General features: G+C 36.8%; 15 protein-coding genes. 2 read left to right on the top strand and 13 right to left on the bottom strand.

All coding sequences use genetic code 11. The annotated features are described in order from the left end of the window. Window positions 1–60 precede the first annotated feature (60 nt). Both htpG and J0M15_04670 read left to right on the top strand, forming a co-directional pair. Entirely contained in the window at window positions 61–1,947 is a 1,887-nt protein-coding gene (gene htpG / locus J0M15_04675) for a molecular chaperone HtpG (GenBank protein ID MBN8536321.1), read from the top strand. 342 nt (window positions 1,948–2,289) lie between these two features. Further along, window positions 2,290–3,558, top strand: coding sequence for a hypothetical protein (locus J0M15_04670; protein ID MBN8536320.1), 1,269 nt, complete (start codon window positions 2,290–2,292; stop codon window positions 3,556–3,558). 89 nt (window positions 3,559–3,647) lie between these two features. Here the strand turns inward: J0M15_04670 and J0M15_04665 are convergent, their stop codons facing one another. From J0M15_04665 to fliJ, 13 genes are all read right to left on the bottom strand, one after another. Next, window positions 3,648–4,628 (bottom strand): malate dehydrogenase, encoded by a 981-nt coding sequence (locus tag J0M15_04665; GenBank protein MBN8536319.1) that lies wholly within the window; start codon window positions 4,626–4,628, stop codon window positions 3,648–3,650. A gap of 97 nt (window positions 4,629–4,725) precedes the next feature. Continuing rightward, window positions 4,726–5,610 carry a ThiF family adenylyltransferase gene (locus J0M15_04660; GenBank protein ID MBN8536318.1) on the bottom strand — a complete coding sequence of 295 codons (885 nt, stop codon included), beginning with the start codon at window positions 5,608–5,610 and terminating at the stop codon, window positions 4,726–4,728. A gap of 71 nt (window positions 5,611–5,681) precedes the next feature. Continuing rightward, window positions 5,682–6,521 carry a helix-turn-helix transcriptional regulator gene (locus J0M15_04655; protein MBN8536317.1) on the bottom strand — a complete coding sequence of 280 codons (840 nt, stop codon included), beginning with the start codon at window positions 6,519–6,521 and terminating at the stop codon, window positions 5,682–5,684. Further along, entirely contained in the window at window positions 6,518–7,729 is a 1,212-nt protein-coding gene (locus tag J0M15_04650) for a hypothetical protein (protein ID MBN8536316.1), read from the bottom strand. Before J0M15_04650 ends, J0M15_04655 begins: the two co-directional genes overlap by 4 nt. A gap of 195 nt (window positions 7,730–7,924) precedes the next feature. Continuing rightward, window positions 7,925–8,347, bottom strand: coding sequence for a DNA-binding protein (locus J0M15_04645; GenBank protein MBN8536315.1), 423 nt, complete (start codon window positions 8,345–8,347; stop codon window positions 7,925–7,927). After that, window positions 8,347–8,973 carry a hypothetical protein gene (locus J0M15_04640; protein ID MBN8536314.1) on the bottom strand — a complete coding sequence of 209 codons (627 nt, stop codon included), beginning with the start codon at window positions 8,971–8,973 and terminating at the stop codon, window positions 8,347–8,349. The genes J0M15_04645 and J0M15_04640 overlap by 1 nt, the downstream gene beginning before the upstream one ends. A gap of 213 nt (window positions 8,974–9,186) precedes the next feature. Further along, window positions 9,187–10,470: a flagellar hook protein FlgE gene (locus tag J0M15_04635; protein MBN8536313.1), complete on the bottom strand. Its 1,284-nt coding sequence runs from the start codon at window positions 10,468–10,470 to the stop codon at window positions 9,187–9,189. Window positions 10,471–10,575: 105 nt separating this feature from the next. Further along, window positions 10,576–11,010, bottom strand: a complete 435-nt coding sequence (locus J0M15_04630) for a hypothetical protein (GenBank protein ID MBN8536312.1) — start codon at window positions 11,008–11,010, stop codon at window positions 10,576–10,578. Between the two features lie 105 nt (window positions 11,011–11,115). After that, complete coding sequence (locus tag J0M15_04625; protein ID MBN8536311.1) at window positions 11,116–11,550, bottom strand: hypothetical protein; 435 nt, start codon at window positions 11,548–11,550, stop codon at window positions 11,116–11,118. A 48-nt stretch (window positions 11,551–11,598) separates the two neighbouring features. Beyond that, window positions 11,599–12,606, bottom strand: a complete 1,008-nt coding sequence (locus tag J0M15_04620) for a flagellar biosynthesis protein FlgD (protein ID MBN8536310.1) — start codon at window positions 12,604–12,606, stop codon at window positions 11,599–11,601. Window positions 12,607–12,724: 118 nt separating this feature from the next. After that, entirely contained in the window at window positions 12,725–14,635 is a 1,911-nt protein-coding gene (locus J0M15_04615) for a flagellar hook-length control protein FliK (GenBank protein ID MBN8536309.1), read from the bottom strand. A 32-nt stretch (window positions 14,636–14,667) separates the two neighbouring features. Continuing rightward, window positions 14,668–15,576, bottom strand: coding sequence for a hypothetical protein (locus tag J0M15_04610; GenBank protein ID MBN8536308.1), 909 nt, complete (start codon window positions 15,574–15,576; stop codon window positions 14,668–14,670). Then, the gene (gene fliJ, locus J0M15_04605; protein MBN8536307.1) at window positions 15,573–16,034 is read right to left on the bottom strand and encodes a flagellar export protein FliJ; all 462 of its coding nucleotides are present in this window, start codon (window positions 16,032–16,034) and stop codon (window positions 15,573–15,575) included. Before fliJ ends, J0M15_04610 begins: the two co-directional genes overlap by 4 nt. Window positions 16,035–16,197: the final 163 nt, after the last annotated feature.

Genomic DNA, 16,197 nt, shown 5'->3' with positions numbered 1-16,197 from the left:
TTTTTGCAATTGACAAATGCTTAAGAGCTCACATATTGGTCTCACTTAAGGAGATTACCGATGAAACAAACTCAAACATTTAATGCTGAAATCAAGAAATTATTGGATCTTATGATCCACTCTTTGTATTCGAACAAAGAGATCTTTTTACGAGAACTTATCTCCAATGCCTCAGACGCTATGGATAAGTTGAAGTTCGAAGCTTTGACAAATCATTTGCTTGTTCCTGCAGAACACAAATATGAAGTCAGGTTGGAGCCGAATAAAGAAGCCAGAACTTTAAAAATCATTGATTCTGGTATCGGCATGAATAAAGAAGAAGTTATCGAGTATATTGGAACTATCGCTAGGTCTGGCACACAAAAATATCACACCATTTCTCAGGAAATGAAAGACAAGCCTGAACTTATCGGACAGTTCGGGGTGGGATTTTACTCAAGTTTTATGGTCTCTGAAAAGGTGACCTTGCACACTCAAAAAGCAGGAACCAATATGGGTGTAGTTTGGGAATCATTAGGTGATGGCTCCTACTCCGTTGACGAAGTTCCAAGACCCGAAGGAACAGGAACGACGATCACCTTAACTTTGAAAAAATTTGAGGAAGAAGATCACGTTGCGGACTTCAGTGATGAGTGGACTCTTAAATCTTTAGTTAAAAAATATTCCGATTTTATTTCTTACCCTGTGGTTATGAAAACTAAAGTGAAAGAAAATGAAACCGACAAGGAAAAAGAAGAGGATCAAACCCTTAATTCTATGAAGGCGCTTTGGCTAAGGCCCGCAAGTGAAATCAAGGCTGAGGAATACCAAGAATTTTATAAACACATTTCCCATGACTGGGCGAATCCTGCGAAAACAATCCACTATAAGGCCGAGGGAAATATTGAATTTACCTCTCTTTTATTTTTTCCTGAGAAAAAACCTTGGAATTATCAGTATCGAGATACCGAATATGGTTTAAGTCTTTATGTGAAAAAAGTTTTTATTATGAGCGACTGCAAAGATTTAATTCCTCCTCACTTACGATTTGTTAAGGGCCTTATCGATAGCAGCGATCTTTCTCTAAATGTATCACGCGAAATTTTACAACAAGATCGTCAAGTTCAATTGATAAAAAAGAATGTCGTTAATAAAATTTATTCTTCCTTAAAAGACATGATGACTCAGACAAGGGAACTCTACGAAAACTTTTGGAAAGAATTTGGTTCCACCTTAAAAGAAGGTATTGCCAATGATTCTTCTGCGAAAGATAAAATTCAAGATTTATTGCTTTTTACGACTTCAACTCAAGAAAAGCTATCTTCTTTGGATGAGTACATTGCCAGAATGAAACCGCATCAAAAGGATATTTATTTTATTACAGGAGAGAGCCTGACTCAAATTAAATCGACTCCTTACATGGAGAAATTGAACGAAAAAGGTTTTGAAGTCTTGTTTTGTAATGACCCTATTGACGAATGGGTCATGGGAAGTTTAACAACTTATAAAGATAAAAAACTTCAGTCTATCACTCGCAATGATTTGGATCTAGATTCAGCAGAAGAAAAGAAAACTAAGGAAGAAGAGAATAAATCACTCAAAGAAAGATTTCTACCTTTAATCGAGAAGATGAAAACCTTCCTAACAGAAAACATCAAAGACGTGGTGATTTCTGATCGCCTCAGCACAACCCCTGCATGCCTGGTCAATGCGGCTAATGACCCATCGGCCAATATGGAAAGACTGATGTCACGAATGGGTTCTGATTTTCAAATGCCCAAAAACAAGAGAATTTTGGAGTTAAATTTAAAGCATCCATTGTTTGACGTCATGATGACAAAATCTGAGGAGGAGCAAAAGACCTGGTCAGAAATTTTGTACAATCAAGCCCTTTTGACTGAAGGATCCTCCTTACCAGACCCCAGTAAGTTTTCAAAACAAATCTCTGATTTGATGACAAGAATGTAATCCGAATTCTTAAATAGCCTTAGGTAAAGTTTTGTACCTTAGAATGTAGATTAGGATCTAAACCAATTTAGCAACAAGTAGGTTTAGATCCTAATCCAGTTGATGAATGATGAGAGTGCACCTAAAGGCCAGTTTACCCAAAAATATCAAGCTCCTACCTGCCACAGATTGGATTCTTTCTGAATTATAAAATTTATAGAGTTTACAAAAAGGTAACTAATCTAGTTAATTATTTACAAACTAAATCTACACCGCCTTCAAATCAGCAAATATAAATAAAGTCAGAAGAACAAAAAACAATAACAACCAATCTGCCGGACTAACCCGGCTCACGGAGAATACATGAGAACACAATTTTTTAAAGGCCTACTTACGCTAGGACTTCTGAGTCAACTCGCTTGCCTGTCGGCCTGTCAGTCAAAACGTGAAGATGGATTAGCTGTCAATACCTCATCTAAAATCGTAGAAGCCAATGCCACCATGTCATCAGAGGAACTTACTGATGCTGCTGAACAATTATTAACCCCCACTCAATTTATGCATGCCGATAAGATTTTAGATATTGCGTTGGAAAAAGATGCTAATAATACAAAGGCTCAGTTTTATAAGAGCTTTTTAAAATCTTTTTTAAGCACCAAGGGAATTCTTACCAGAGTTAAACCCTTAGTTAAAAAATATGGAAATTTTACTGAGTATGAAAATAGTTTAGAGAATATTCCAAATTTACATGTAAAGAAATTTCTATTGGCTGGTAAGGAAGATATTCAAAATGTAAAAGACATTCAATCTTGGTTTACTGAATATCAAATGGCATTAAATGATTTCAGAAAGTTTCTGATTGTTAATCAGGACAAAACATTTACCTTAGAACTCAATGCCCAGTCCTTAGAGGCAAGTCTTAAAGATCCAAACTCCTATTCATGTGAAACCATCAGAGCCAATGAAAAAGATTACAAATTTAAATGCGACATGAGTATCGTTGGAAAAAAGATAATTTCTACACCTGATTTAATTGCCTTAAGACAAATGACTGCTGGTTATATTTTATACTTAAATTTCTACACAGCTTATAGCTTTGAAGGGTCCGAACTTTTCAAAACGGTGACTATAAAAGAAGGAACTAGCCCTAAAGAGGTTGAAAGATTTATTTCAGAAAATATGCCAGAATTTGGAAAATTAAGAAAAGACAATTTATTAAAGGAAATTATTCCTATGGGCTCTGATTTAGTCAATGCAGGTAGATGGGCCATCAACTACCAAAATCAGCTTTGTCCATTAGGAATGAATAAACCTCAACAACGAAAAGGAGCTTTGTTTCACGAAGGCCTTTGTGTTACCAATGCCCAAGAATCGCTAAAATCATTGGCTCTTCTTGAGCAACTCTTAGCGAAAACAATGAAAATTCATCTTGGTTCTAAAAATGAGGAATATGAAGTCGATTACTTTGCTTTAACCAAAAATCCTGTTGAAAACCTCCTCAGCTTAACACCAAAGGATTATGATAATTGTGGTCAAGCAATCTCTTTAAAAGATCCTTCATTTGGTGGAACTTTTATCAATAAAGATGCAGATAGATGGCTCTTAACTCAAAATGTAGTTTGTAAAAAATAACTTTTCAATTGGAGATAGTGAGGTTTTTGCCTCACTATCTCATTTCTGAGCGCCTTGTTTAATCTCCAATAACTAATTTCTTACTTAATTTAACCAAGAAGATGTTTAACTCCATCTCTTTCTTCAGTAAGTTCTTTCAAAGTAAAATCCATTTTTTCTCTTGAGAAAGAATCAATTTCTAAACCTTGGACAATTTTGTATTCTTTATTTTCACAGACACAAGGGTAACCGTAAATAATCCCCTCTGGTATTCCGTATGATCCATCAGAAGGCACGCCCATCGTGACCCACTTGCCCTCAGAACCCAACCACCAGTCTTTCATGTGACCAATGGCTGCATTCGCAGCAGAGGCAGCACTAGACAATCCTCTGGCTTCAATAATGGCGGCTCCTCTTTTTCCAACAGTAGGAATGAACGTTTCTTTATACCAGGCCTCATCATTGATCATAGCTTTGACTGATTGACCTTGAATATTGGCAAATCGATAATCGGGATACATCGTTGGTGAATGATTTCCCCATACGATCATTTTTTCAAAAGATCCTACGGGTTTTTTGGTTTTAGTCGCCAATTGAGATAAAGCGCGATTATGGTCAAGCCTTAACATGGCTGTAAAATTTTTTGCTTTTAAAGATTTTGCAGACTTCATAGCAATATAAGCATTTGTATTTGCTGGGTTTCCAACAACTAAAACTTTAACATCTCTATTGGCAACTTCATCTAGAGCTTTTCCCTGAGCTGTAAAAATTTGAGCGTTGGCTTCTAATAAATCTTTTCTTTCCATTCCTTTAGATCGAGGTCTGGCACCCACTAGCAAAGCAATTTGCGTGTCGTTAAAAGCGACCTTTGCATCATCCGAAGCGGTTACCTGATGCAACAAAGGAAACGCGCAGTCTTCCAGCTCCATCACGACACCCTTCAAAGCTTGCATTGCTGGCGTTAATTCTAACAACTGTAATATCACAGGTTGATCCTTACCTAGCATTTCACCTGAAGCGATTCTATATAGTAAGCTGTAACCAATTTGCCCAGCAGCACCCGTTACGGAAACTTTTACTGGAGTTTTCATTGTTGACATTATTTCTCCTTTTTTTGTGTTTGTATTTTTATTCTTAGAATGGGCTTTATACTGTCTTAAGAAAAATGTGAAGTCAAAACCCTTCTTCTTAGGATGAGGATCCATAGGATTTTTTAAAAATCCTAAGAGCGATATAGATTCTGAGTCTTTGCACTGGATTTTTGTATCCAAAAGGAATCCAAGTTTTAACGATTTTGTTTAGATAAGCATCATATTGGATAGAAACAGGAGCCTGAGATACCTGGCCCCGTTTTAATAGAATTTTAATGATTTCCGCACCAGCTACTGCAGAACACATTTGACAGCCCATAGGTGTTGAGGGTACTTTTTTATTCTTAAAATCAATTTTTTTGGAGTCAACTAAATAGCTGAAAGTCATTCTGGAAGGTGATAAACCTAAGGCAAATAAGACTGATTTTTCCTCGTCATCTTTAGCATTTGATAACCCAAAGTACTGATCAAAGGTCATTCCTTTTGGAAGAAAATTCACCAAAGCAGAACCCATTCCCAATGGACCTGCCGTGACTGCTGGAATATTTTTTTCATAGGCCTTTGCAAAAACGAGCCTTCGGATATCAAAACAAAAAAAATCTAAACCATCTAAGTATAAATCACAATCCTTGAGAAAAGAATCCACATTTTCCGGCCACACTCCCTTGGGAAAAGGAACAATCTCAACTTCAGGATTGATATCCATTGCCACTTCCCTCATGACGTCCAGCTTTGACCTACCGATGGTGGACATAAAGGCGCCAGCTTGGCGATTGAAATTATGCATTTCAAAAAAATCAAAATCAGCTATATGAAACTTCTGAAAACCCATCCTAACAAGGGTGGTTAAATGAATTCCGCCCACACCCCCAAGACCTGCAATGGCAATTCTTTTAGATTTTAAAACTAGTTGTTCCTCATCTGTAATCCAGCCTATATTCCTTGAAAAAGCGACAGGGTAATTAAATGTTGTGTCCTTCATTTTTCAAAAGTCCTCTCTAAGGCTATGCTATTACTGCCACCTTTAATTCTGGCGGAAAAAAAGAGAACTTGTCAAAGAAGTTTTTTCTGAAGTTTTTTCTGAAGTTTTTTCTGAAGTTTTTTGTCAGAAACTAGTTTAGAATACTTGGAAGGACAAACATTCATTACTTTTTTAAACTGCTTATTAAAATTATTTGTTCCTAAAAATCCAACTTCGAAAGTGGTTTGAGTTACGGATTTAGGTTCTAAAATCATCCTATGTGCAGCCTCAAGGACTCTTAATTTATTTCGATACTCAACAGGTGACATTTCATAATTTTTTATAAAGGCCCTGTCCATAACTGAATGATTTAATCTAAGACTTTTGGCAACATCTGCCATCGTCAGTTCACTATCAAAATGTCTATCGATATAATTTTTTGTTTTGGAAGCCACCGCTGAAGGAGCTTCTTCTTTTCCAACAGCCACGATAAACTCAGCCTCCTTGAGGAGGCGAAATAATTCGGCTATAGAAGAGGGAATTTTATTTAAATTCTTGTTCTTTATCAGATAGGGTTCATTGGGCAAATCCCCGGTGACTGGATGATTAGATATCACTCCTTCAAATTGAATCTCTCCACCTTTTAGACGCCAATCAATTACAGAAAATGGAGGAATAAATACGGCCTGATATCCGTTTAATGAAATGAGCTGTCCCCTGCGTTTAATACAAACTTCGTCATTTTGAAAATTAAACAAAGCCAGACTCCAACAAGGGCCAAACACATCAATTTCATTAGCATTTTGAGGCCAATGATGAATTCTAGAAAAGTACGACAAATGAGGTTCTATACGTAAAATCCTTGATTCATATGTTGAGGATTTTACCACTAGTTCTGTTTCAATTTTTGAATCTAACGAGGAATTAATCATCCAGTTGATTTGAATCCTAAACTCGACTCGCTGTCAAAGTCATAATGTTTATTGCCCTCATTTTGAAATGAGGATATAAGATGATTCCAAGATTCTGATTCTTTAATAATCTTCATTCCAATGATGCCAGATTGTCGATCTTCCCGGACTTTTTCAACCACAATCGTTGTTTTTTTCTCTGGACCAATCTTACAAGTTAAAAAAATAGGAATCTCTGGAGGAATAGGAAAAGTTGATTTTAAGGCAATTCCTGTTTTAGAGATATTGACAACTTTTGAGCCTTCATAATTTAGGATTTGAAAGGATACCGGATAACGGTAACGATGATTCTCTGGATTCATTATCATCCCTTCTTCTGATGGATAACCAAAACACCTTGCTAGTTTATTACTTAATTCCTTTGTATAAGGCTCTGATAGCAAATGTTTAAGTTTAGGAATCCATTCCCTTCTGACGGGTGAATAAACCTGAGTAAAGAATTCTTGCAAAGGAAATTTTTCATGGAAAATCGTTGAGTTTTTCATATAGTATCCAAAATTTGATTTGATATTGTTATTTCTGTAAACAGAATCAAATTTGTCGAATGATGACTTTAAATGGATATACTGACCAACAGCAGGATTGTTATTTGCAAAATCATATTTACTCACTACCGATTTTCTTTTTAAGGTCTCAAAAAGATAAATGGATTCATACAACTCATACATTGAAGGATTTACAGCAATGACAAAATAGTCAATGTCCAGAAAATGATAGGACAAATTCCACATATATCTCATGAATGGGAAAAAAAGCTGCCCGTCTTGCCCCCTGAATTCTTTTTTAATAGCCAAGGAAGAAATTTCACACAACACCCCATCTTTTTTTCGAAGGTCCGAAAGATCAAATATCTTTTCCATCGGCAAGCCCAATGAGTTGTCTCGAATTAAACTCACAGTTCCAACGATTTCATTTTTCCAGTAGGCTAATAAAACTGTCGTTGTCGGAATTAAATGATAAGGAGTCATCCGAATTTTTGATTGATTTGAACTCGCATACCCTTTTTCTAAATAGCACTCTTGAAGAATTCTAAATGCTCCTAAATATTGCGCCTCTGTTGTGGCTATTTCAAAATGCAATTCCTTTGGAAGGGACATGGGAAGTGCCAGCATGGACCTTAGAATTGGATACTTCACATTTTTGGGTATAAATTTCATCAGGTTTAACATGTTGAGACTCCACAATTTTGATTTAACCAAGAGTAACAAAGATGATTTTAATGGACCTGTCGTAATTTGACAAAAAATCAGGGAGGCTTCCAAGTTTTATGAATTCAATATCTAAATCGAATCTATTTATTTATAACTATTGAAACTATTGAGTTAAAAAATCTTGATTCTCAAATTGGAACGTTGTTAGGACCCTTAACTCAAGTTTGAACCATTAATTATTAACTCTTTGTACCCGGTATGGTTATCTATTTTTCTATCAAAAATTAAATCTTCAAAAATAAGGATCACCATTTCAAGAGTGGTAAAAATAAGGTTCTCATCCATAAGGTGACCACCCATCACATTACCTTTGCTATCCGCTACAGAGATATGAAGATGAACTCCCGAAACTGAAATAGACCCTTGCAAGGATAGCACTTCCATTTTCTCTTCTCGTTTTAAAAAAGCATTTGAATTTGCTAATCGTATATTTAAATTCTTTAAGCTTCCAACAACAGACACGACAGCACCAGCCATGATCTTATTTTTTTCACAAATTGAAGCTATCTTTTTTTTTAAATCTTCATCAGGATTTAATCTTAGGACTAAAAAAGAATGTTTCCTGGATTTTGTCACTACCGGCAAAAACTTTGAAATAGGTAGATTTTTTCGGAATCTATCTTTTGCCCCTCAAAGCGAGCCAGATCCTCATTCGCCTGAATCAAGAAAGCCGCTAAATTTTGAGCCGTCGTTCTAAGATAATACTCTACGAGTCTGTATCCCCAAACCTGTCTTGGTTGATAACTGCATTGAGGATGGCCATTACCACCAGGATAACAAACATAATCATTCACAGTGTAGGTACAAGACTCATATTCTCTTCGATTTGGAGAATTAGACACCGTCGTGTTCACGGATCCTTTGATATCAAAATCTTGATGGATATCTTTAGCCAATAGTAAAAAACTACCATTTAAAGGAAATTCAAAATTGAGTGGCCGTTTTAAAATAATCGTCTCCGTAATTTTATTTGCCTTTAATTCAATACGTATCAGGTCTTTAGAAGAAAAATTTATTTTTGAATTGTAGTTTCCAGGTTGAATAGTAACTTCTTTTAAGGGTTCACAATGGCCAAAAGGATCCCAACCACAATTGTTTTTTGCTTGAGCTTTAAAATCTTTGGTAACAATAAAACTCCCTGAAATCTCTTTACATGAGACTAGAGCAAAGCAAACTGATAAAAAGAAAACAATTTTTTTCATTAAGAACTCCTTTAATCAAGGGGTACGCCTAGGCATAACGCTGTATATCCCTGGGTAACAGCGGAAATTATAGATGAAACTATGAATGAGGTCCATGAAAGCTTCTGACTAAATGCGAAAGCCCTATCTTGTTCACTAAAACAAGATAGGGCTTTTAATTTTAATGACCTTTTGAGGACAGGTTCTTTAGGTTTTACCTAAAGTCGTTCCGTCTTAACGTTTGAGCTGGATAACCTCATTTAAAAGCTCATCTGTTGTTGTAATGGTCTTGGCATTGGCCTGAAACCCTCTTTGATTTTGAATCATGTTAACAAATTCAGTGGCAATATCCACAGTGGATCTTTCTAAGGACTTTGCATAAATTTTTCCACGACCTGCGCTTCCAGGTGAGCCCATGGAAGGACCTCCTGAATCCCTTGATTCTTTTAAACGGTTGTTCCCCACCTTGAACATGGCTTCGGCATTTTCAAACTTAGCTAGCGATATTTGGGCTAAATCAGCTGCCTGTCCATTTGAATATACGGCGGTTAAGACGCCATCATCATTGAAAGATAGGCCTGTGATGGTTCCCGCAGCAGCTCCATTTTGATGCCAAGAAATTAAATCCGAACTTTTTCCGTATTGCTTAGTTCCCTCAATCCCCTTGCCGCCTTCGGAAATGGCATCTCCAAAAGTAATTTTAATTTTTTGATTTTGTTGAGCTCCTCCTGAAAAATTGAACATAGAATCAGTTAATTCTTGCTTGTTTAATTTTCCATCTTCGGTAAATTCCAACTTTCCGGCGCAGACCTCAGCCAATTTACCTGCTTCCCCACCACTGGCTTCTTTACCATCAACAAGTCCTTTATATTCCCATTTACGGTCTGCAACCTTATTAAAGAAAAAGGAAACCAAATGCTTATTCCCTTGGGTATCATAGATCTCAACTCCTGTAGAGTAATGAGATGTCGAATACGGGTCTTCAATATTAAATTTTTTATTAGGTTCAAATCTGGAGTCTAAATTTAAATCTAATTTAAGCTCTTGAGTCCCCTTTGCTGGAATCAAAGCCCTAGGAAATTTTATATCCCCAAGTTTGTTTAAAATATTTCCCTTCTCATCTGTCATAAACCCTTGAACCCTTTGATTATCATTGGTTACCAAGTTCCCTTCTTTATCGAAGTGAAAAGAACCATCTCGTGTAAAGGATTCCCCGTCGCTTCCCTTAACTTTAAAATAGCCATCACCAGATATCGCAAGATCAGTCACTTTCTCGGTAGCATCCACATTACCTTGCACTAATATAGGATTTACCGCGCCGATTTTCACCCCTCGCCCAATTTGATTTCCACCCAATATCCCTTTTAAATTTTTTGAAATAATATCTTGAAACTCAGCTCTTGAGGCTTTAAATCCAATTGTGTTAGCGTTGGCTATGTTATCACCGATAACACCTAAGGCTTCACCCTGTGCTGTCATTCCTGATACACCGGTGTAAAGAGACGAAAGAATACCCATATGACCTCCATGTCATTTTCTTATTTTTGGAGGGCCCCCTCAAAGAGGACCAGCCCTGTTTAGTTAAATTTTTTATCCAGCACTTCCGCTGAATAAATTTTCATTTTACATCACAATTGTACTATCAATATTCGTGAAAACGTTTTCCTTTAAGGTGGCTTTGTCCATCACGGTTACGACAGTTCTATTTTTCACGCTCACGATAAGAGCCGTATCATTCATTAAAATTAAGGAATCTTTACTCCCCTTACTCGCAGCTCTATCTACAGCTTCATTCAATTTGCTGAGATCCTCTTGCTTAAACGAAATTCCCCGAGAATTCATTCTATCGATGGCATGATTTGAAAACTTTATTCCGGTATCAACAACTCCTAAGTTTTGCAGACCTTGCAAACTTTTTTTCAAATCAAGTTTTGAAGTTTCTGTAGGTGAAGTCTTAGCTAAGGTTTCCTTAAAAGAAGGCCCCTGACCGGGAATGTAATTCTTCCCTACAGGATTTGGCATTAATGTATCTAGCTGACCGATCTTTTTTATATCCATTTACTTACTTAAACCTATTTCCTTTTTTTCTATCTTGTTTCATTTTGAACTATCACGATCCTGACTTTCAAGTCCTGTACCAAAAATAATTAATTTCTAGACTATCTATCGTAGATCTCTATCTAGTACTGTTTTACGCCCATCGCTTTGGGCTTTCTTTATAGCCTCATCGCAGAAGAAACGAATTCGTTGAGATAAAGTCTCCATGATATCATCTGAAACATTCATATCAGCTTGAGCCTTGATATAAGATTTAACTTTAGAGACCACCACAAGAATTTCTTGATCTGCCTTTTTATGTAGAGGAGCTTGGATTGAAGTATTTGTAACCACGATTCGACGTGCCACCTTTTCCACCGCTGCGGCATCTCGATGTTTAGCTCCTGGTAAGTGTCTCTCCCAGCAAGGAATTGAACAAAACACGTAGCCTGTTCGATGCCCACCACAAGTAGAAACACTGCATTCATAGTATTTTGAATTATAATTTATTTCTTTTTTACAACTACTGCATTCCCGCCAAACCAATCCCTCTTGACTCATTATTTCCTCTTATTAATTGTTAATTCGTTACCTTTAATTTGTTAACCTTTAATTTGTTTCTTTTGCAATTTTAGCCATCATTTCTGAGGACAGTCCAACCTGCTCTAATAACTTTGATTTTGGAGGAGCGACAGGAGCTCCTTGCGTTTTTGCTGTCACTGGCGCTTGCGGTGCTTGAGTTGTGGGCGTCTGAGTTGTGGGCGTCTGAGTTGTAGGTGTCTGAGTTGGAAGTGCTGAATTTTCAGTTGGTTTATTTTCATTCTGTATTTTTTTCACATCTCGAAGACGGACGGTTTGATTTCCAACCATCAGAACGGGCCCCTCCTTGGTGTAATTAACTCCAGTAATGGCACCCTCAAAATCTGTTTTAATTGCGATTTTTTTATCTTGGTCATTTCTTGCTTCCACTGAATATTGATATTCCCCTTCGGGTAAAATCGTTCCCTTTTCATCCATGCCATTCCAAGCTAATCGATTTGAACCTTGCTTTAAGTTGCTCAGCTTATAAGTCCTGACTAACTCTCCATCCGCATTTTTTACTTTAATCTCGGCTTCTCTTGCATTCATTGGTAAATCAAATAAAATATCATGATCCTTATCTCCTTTGGCTCTGAAAATTTTTGACGAGTCTCCTGATACTGTTTTTCCTAAGAACTGTAAAACTTGAAACTGCTCTGCAGGCTTCTGTGCATTGCTGATCTCGGTTAAGGTTTTATTCATGTTTTGCATTTGCTCAAGAGAAGTAAAACTAGCCAACTGGGCTGCCATTTCATGAGACTGCATTGGATTCATGGGATCTTGATTTTTCATTTGTGTTAACATGAGTTTAAAAAAAGCATCCTTGTCCATCTTATCATTACCTGCAGTTCTCATTTTTTTTCCAGGATCAATCCAATTAGGATCAGCGACTTTATTTAAGACATCGCCCACATCCTCCCCTGCCAATTTTTTCATGTCTCCTGCTGACAAATTACTAGAAATCGAGTTTTGAGAAACTGGCGCTGTTTGCGTTTGACCAAAAGACTTTGTTCCTTGCTTTGCTCCCATCACACTCATAAAACTCCCCCATATGTAAGATAAAGTGATTCCACATTGTTCCCCAGGTTCCTGTTCCTTAGATTTTATCATCCTTTAAAAACAAGGTGGAATCACTAAGTAAAAATTCCGACTTTGATCAAGCTACCAAATTCAGCCCACTTCCCTTACCCATTTCTCTTCGTGCAGAAAGCAATTGTGAGCTTTCTGCAGGAGCAATGGGCTGAGAGCTTTTCTTAGCATAGCCCTTTACTTGTGGTGGTTGAAACAAAGCCTCCCTTTGAGGACCTCTGCCAAACTGATCTTGAAACTGATTCCAAAATTGTTTGGTTTGTCTGTCTGATTGGTTTTGCGATAGGTCCAAAGAGTTTTGATTTCTTGTAGCCACATCGGTATTAACACCTTGAACCGTATCAATTTTGATTGAGTTGATATTCAACTTATGTGAAGACAACTGGTCTTTTAAATCACCCATATTAGATTCTAAAATCTTTTTAGTTTCTTTATTATCGGTAACCATTTGCATCTGCACTTTGCCGTCGATCAATTCTACCTTCAACTGAATTTGTCCAAGTCCCTCTGGACTCATTTTGACATTCACTTCGCCTCCACCCTTTTTAACTAAATACTGAGCCTGATGCATGACATTTTGAATGTTTTTATCAATCTCAGCTGGCGTTAGCTCTTTAGGAATTAGTTTGGCAGAAGTGGCTTCTCCTCGCGCGCTCTCCTCAGTGTAAATCTGATTTCCCAGTTGGGCAGCAAAAAGAGATTTCAGCTCCTCACCCTTTGATTTGTTAGATCTCTGAGTTTTAGAAAGCTCTTTTCCTTGAGCTTGCCCTTCAAAATAGGAAGTAGCACTTTGTCCTTCTTTAAACCTCTCTGGAGCCTCCGTCTTCTTTAAAAGAGAAGAATTCATCTGGTCCGTATTTAATAACTCTGAGTCCCGTTGTTGAATCTTTGGATCCTCTCGACGCCATTCAGCTGCGGTCACTGCACTTGTGTTTGCTGTTGCCGTTGCTCCTGCTGCAGCAGCACCGGCTGTTGCTGCGATTACTTCCGCCTCAGCCATACCGGGAGTCGCAACAGCTGGGACTGTCAGGACTGTTGGAATGTTTGGGACTGTCGTGATATTCTCAACAGTTGCCGCTTTTGACGGATGCAGTAAATCTATTGTTGGCAACTCAGTTTGGCCATCAAACTTTGTAGTCAACACTTGATTTGAAAGTTCTGAATCTAGCTGACTGTTTGAATCTGTTAGATTCATCAATTGATTATTAAAATCAGGTTCCACCAAACGAGATATCTTAGTTGGAACAGCAGATTCTGAACCGCTCAAAATATCTGATTTAGAAAGCTCTACAAGAGTGTTGTCTTTAAATACCTCTCGCGGCTTCCAAAAACTCTGGTTCATTTGATCAATTGACTTCTGAAGAACTTCTCTCTGTGATTTCATTTTTTGAAATCGCTCTTGAGCCATTCCTAAACCCATCAACGATAACCCTGGTAAAGGTGTCAATTGTTGGTTTGCCACAGAAATCTGATTCAAATCCTGTATCAACTCTAAATATTGCTTCTTAGCCTTTGGTTTTGCAAGGGGATCCAAGTTTAACTGATCAATTACCGAATCAGCAGTTTGCTCTGCAGACTCTGATAATTGTTCAGGCGTTAACTGACTGATGACCTCAACTAGTCGAGTTGGGGGCACTTGAAATTCACTCTCAAATGAGTCCATGAATTTTTTAACTTTTGAATCCTTCTTTGCATCCCTTCCAGCCACGCTTTCATTTGTCTCTTTTTTTATCTTCGAAAAACTATCTTTATTATCATCTTCAGAATCAATATTTGAAGCTTCATTTTCAGAAGTGTTCTTCTCTTGAGACAAAATCTGCGGTTTGTTAGCTGACCGCGAATTAGTTTTCTGTTTTAAAACTTGATCGAAACTTTTTTCACTGTCAGCAGAATCCTTTTGTTCCACATCGCGAATTGGAATTTTTGTCTTGGCTGACATTTCCATTAGGGGCGATGCAGACATGGCCTGCAGGTTCAATCAATCTCCTTTCGTTAAAATTGTTTAGGTTGTTATGGTTTTTTGCTATTAACATTCTTTAATTCCTCATTGTTTCTTGTTTCCGAATTTTTTGCTTCAGAACCTATACTAGATGGCTTTCTTCTATAACCTGCAAATTTCTCTGAAAGGCTTTGAGCCCTCTCAGGCTTCAATAAATTTAGAATTTCTGCAGCATTTTTTTTCTTCATCTTAGTCAGGACTTCGACTGCCAAGTCTTCATCAATGGATTCAAAAACTTTGGCTGCTTGTGGGGGTTTCATTTGACTGTAAACCTGAACAAGGGTGTCAATTTTTTGTTCATCAGCTTTGACTCTATCCTCAAGTTGCTGAGTTATTTTTTTTCTGATATTTTCTACTTCATCAAGTTTTTTATCAATATTTTCACGCTGACTAACGATTTCTGATTCCAATTTTTTTAATTCTTCTTCTTTTAAATCCAGTTGTTTTTTTCGCTCTTGAAAATCCTTTATAAAATTAAAATCAACAATATCATTTTCTAACTTTGATTCTTGTGGTTTTACTGCCCCTTCGACGGCATCAGGCTCTTTTTTCTCTGGATGATGTGCAGGCTCCGAAGAAGCCTCCTTACTAAAGGACTTGGTCGTAAATGATATTTCAATTGAGTTAATCCACTTATCTAGCTGAGGCTGATTTTCGTACCCCCATAAGGCCAAAAAAAAGCCTATCAATGAAAACACAACGCTCAACATGGGAATTCTTTTTTTAGGTTTAACCTGTTGATCTCTTTTAATCTGCTGATCTTGTTTAAACCTTCGATCACGATTAAATCTTTGGTCACGATTATTTTGCGGGTCGGAACTTGTTTTCTTATTTGAAAATTGACTACGAGAAAAAGATAATTTATCTCCTCTGTTTGCTTTGGATTCTACCTGTTTTAAATATTTATCATAACCGTTCATTTTTTATTTCCTAAGACGAATCTCAGCATTACTGTTTCTTCATTTTGAGACTGTTCATTTTTTTTCAGTTCTTCAAGAAATTGTTCTTTTTTCTTTTCTTTAAACTTATCTATTATTTTATAATCAATTGCTTTGATTTTCAAAAATTCCCTTTTGGCCTCGACTTCTTTTTCAATATTTCTTATGACTTCTTTCTGAGTCTCAATCCTTATGTCCTGGAGCCTTTGAAAAGATTCCGCCTGAGAAAAAATAAATTTTTTCTCAGGACTTGATATTTGATTAGCTGTTTGAAAATGATAAGTAACGACACGCGAATTTTTTTTTTCATCTATCATTTTTTGAAGATTTTGAACTTCATTATTAAACTTAAAAATAGCATCTTCTAACTCTGATTTAGCAATGTCCTCTAGTGTTTTACGATGTTCTAAAACTTTCTGCATTCGAAATTTAAAATTCATTATTAAATAGTATCATGCTTTAAAAAATATTTTTAAAATAATTGATTTTTGTGACTTTTGTAGAGCTTAGATTTTATTTCTCAGTGGTCACTCATAGGACTCAAATCGAGGCCGCAGGAGGGAGGCGACTGAGGCTTGGAAAAGCCAAGCCTCAAGGAGTCTG

Source organism: Deltaproteobacteria bacterium (genome assembly GCA_017302835.1).
GTDB lineage: Bacteria > Bdellovibrionota > Bdellovibrionia > Bdellovibrionales > Bdellovibrionaceae > UBA2316.
Note: the sequence above shows the minus strand (reverse complement) of the source record. Positions and strands in the feature narration are given on the sequence as shown.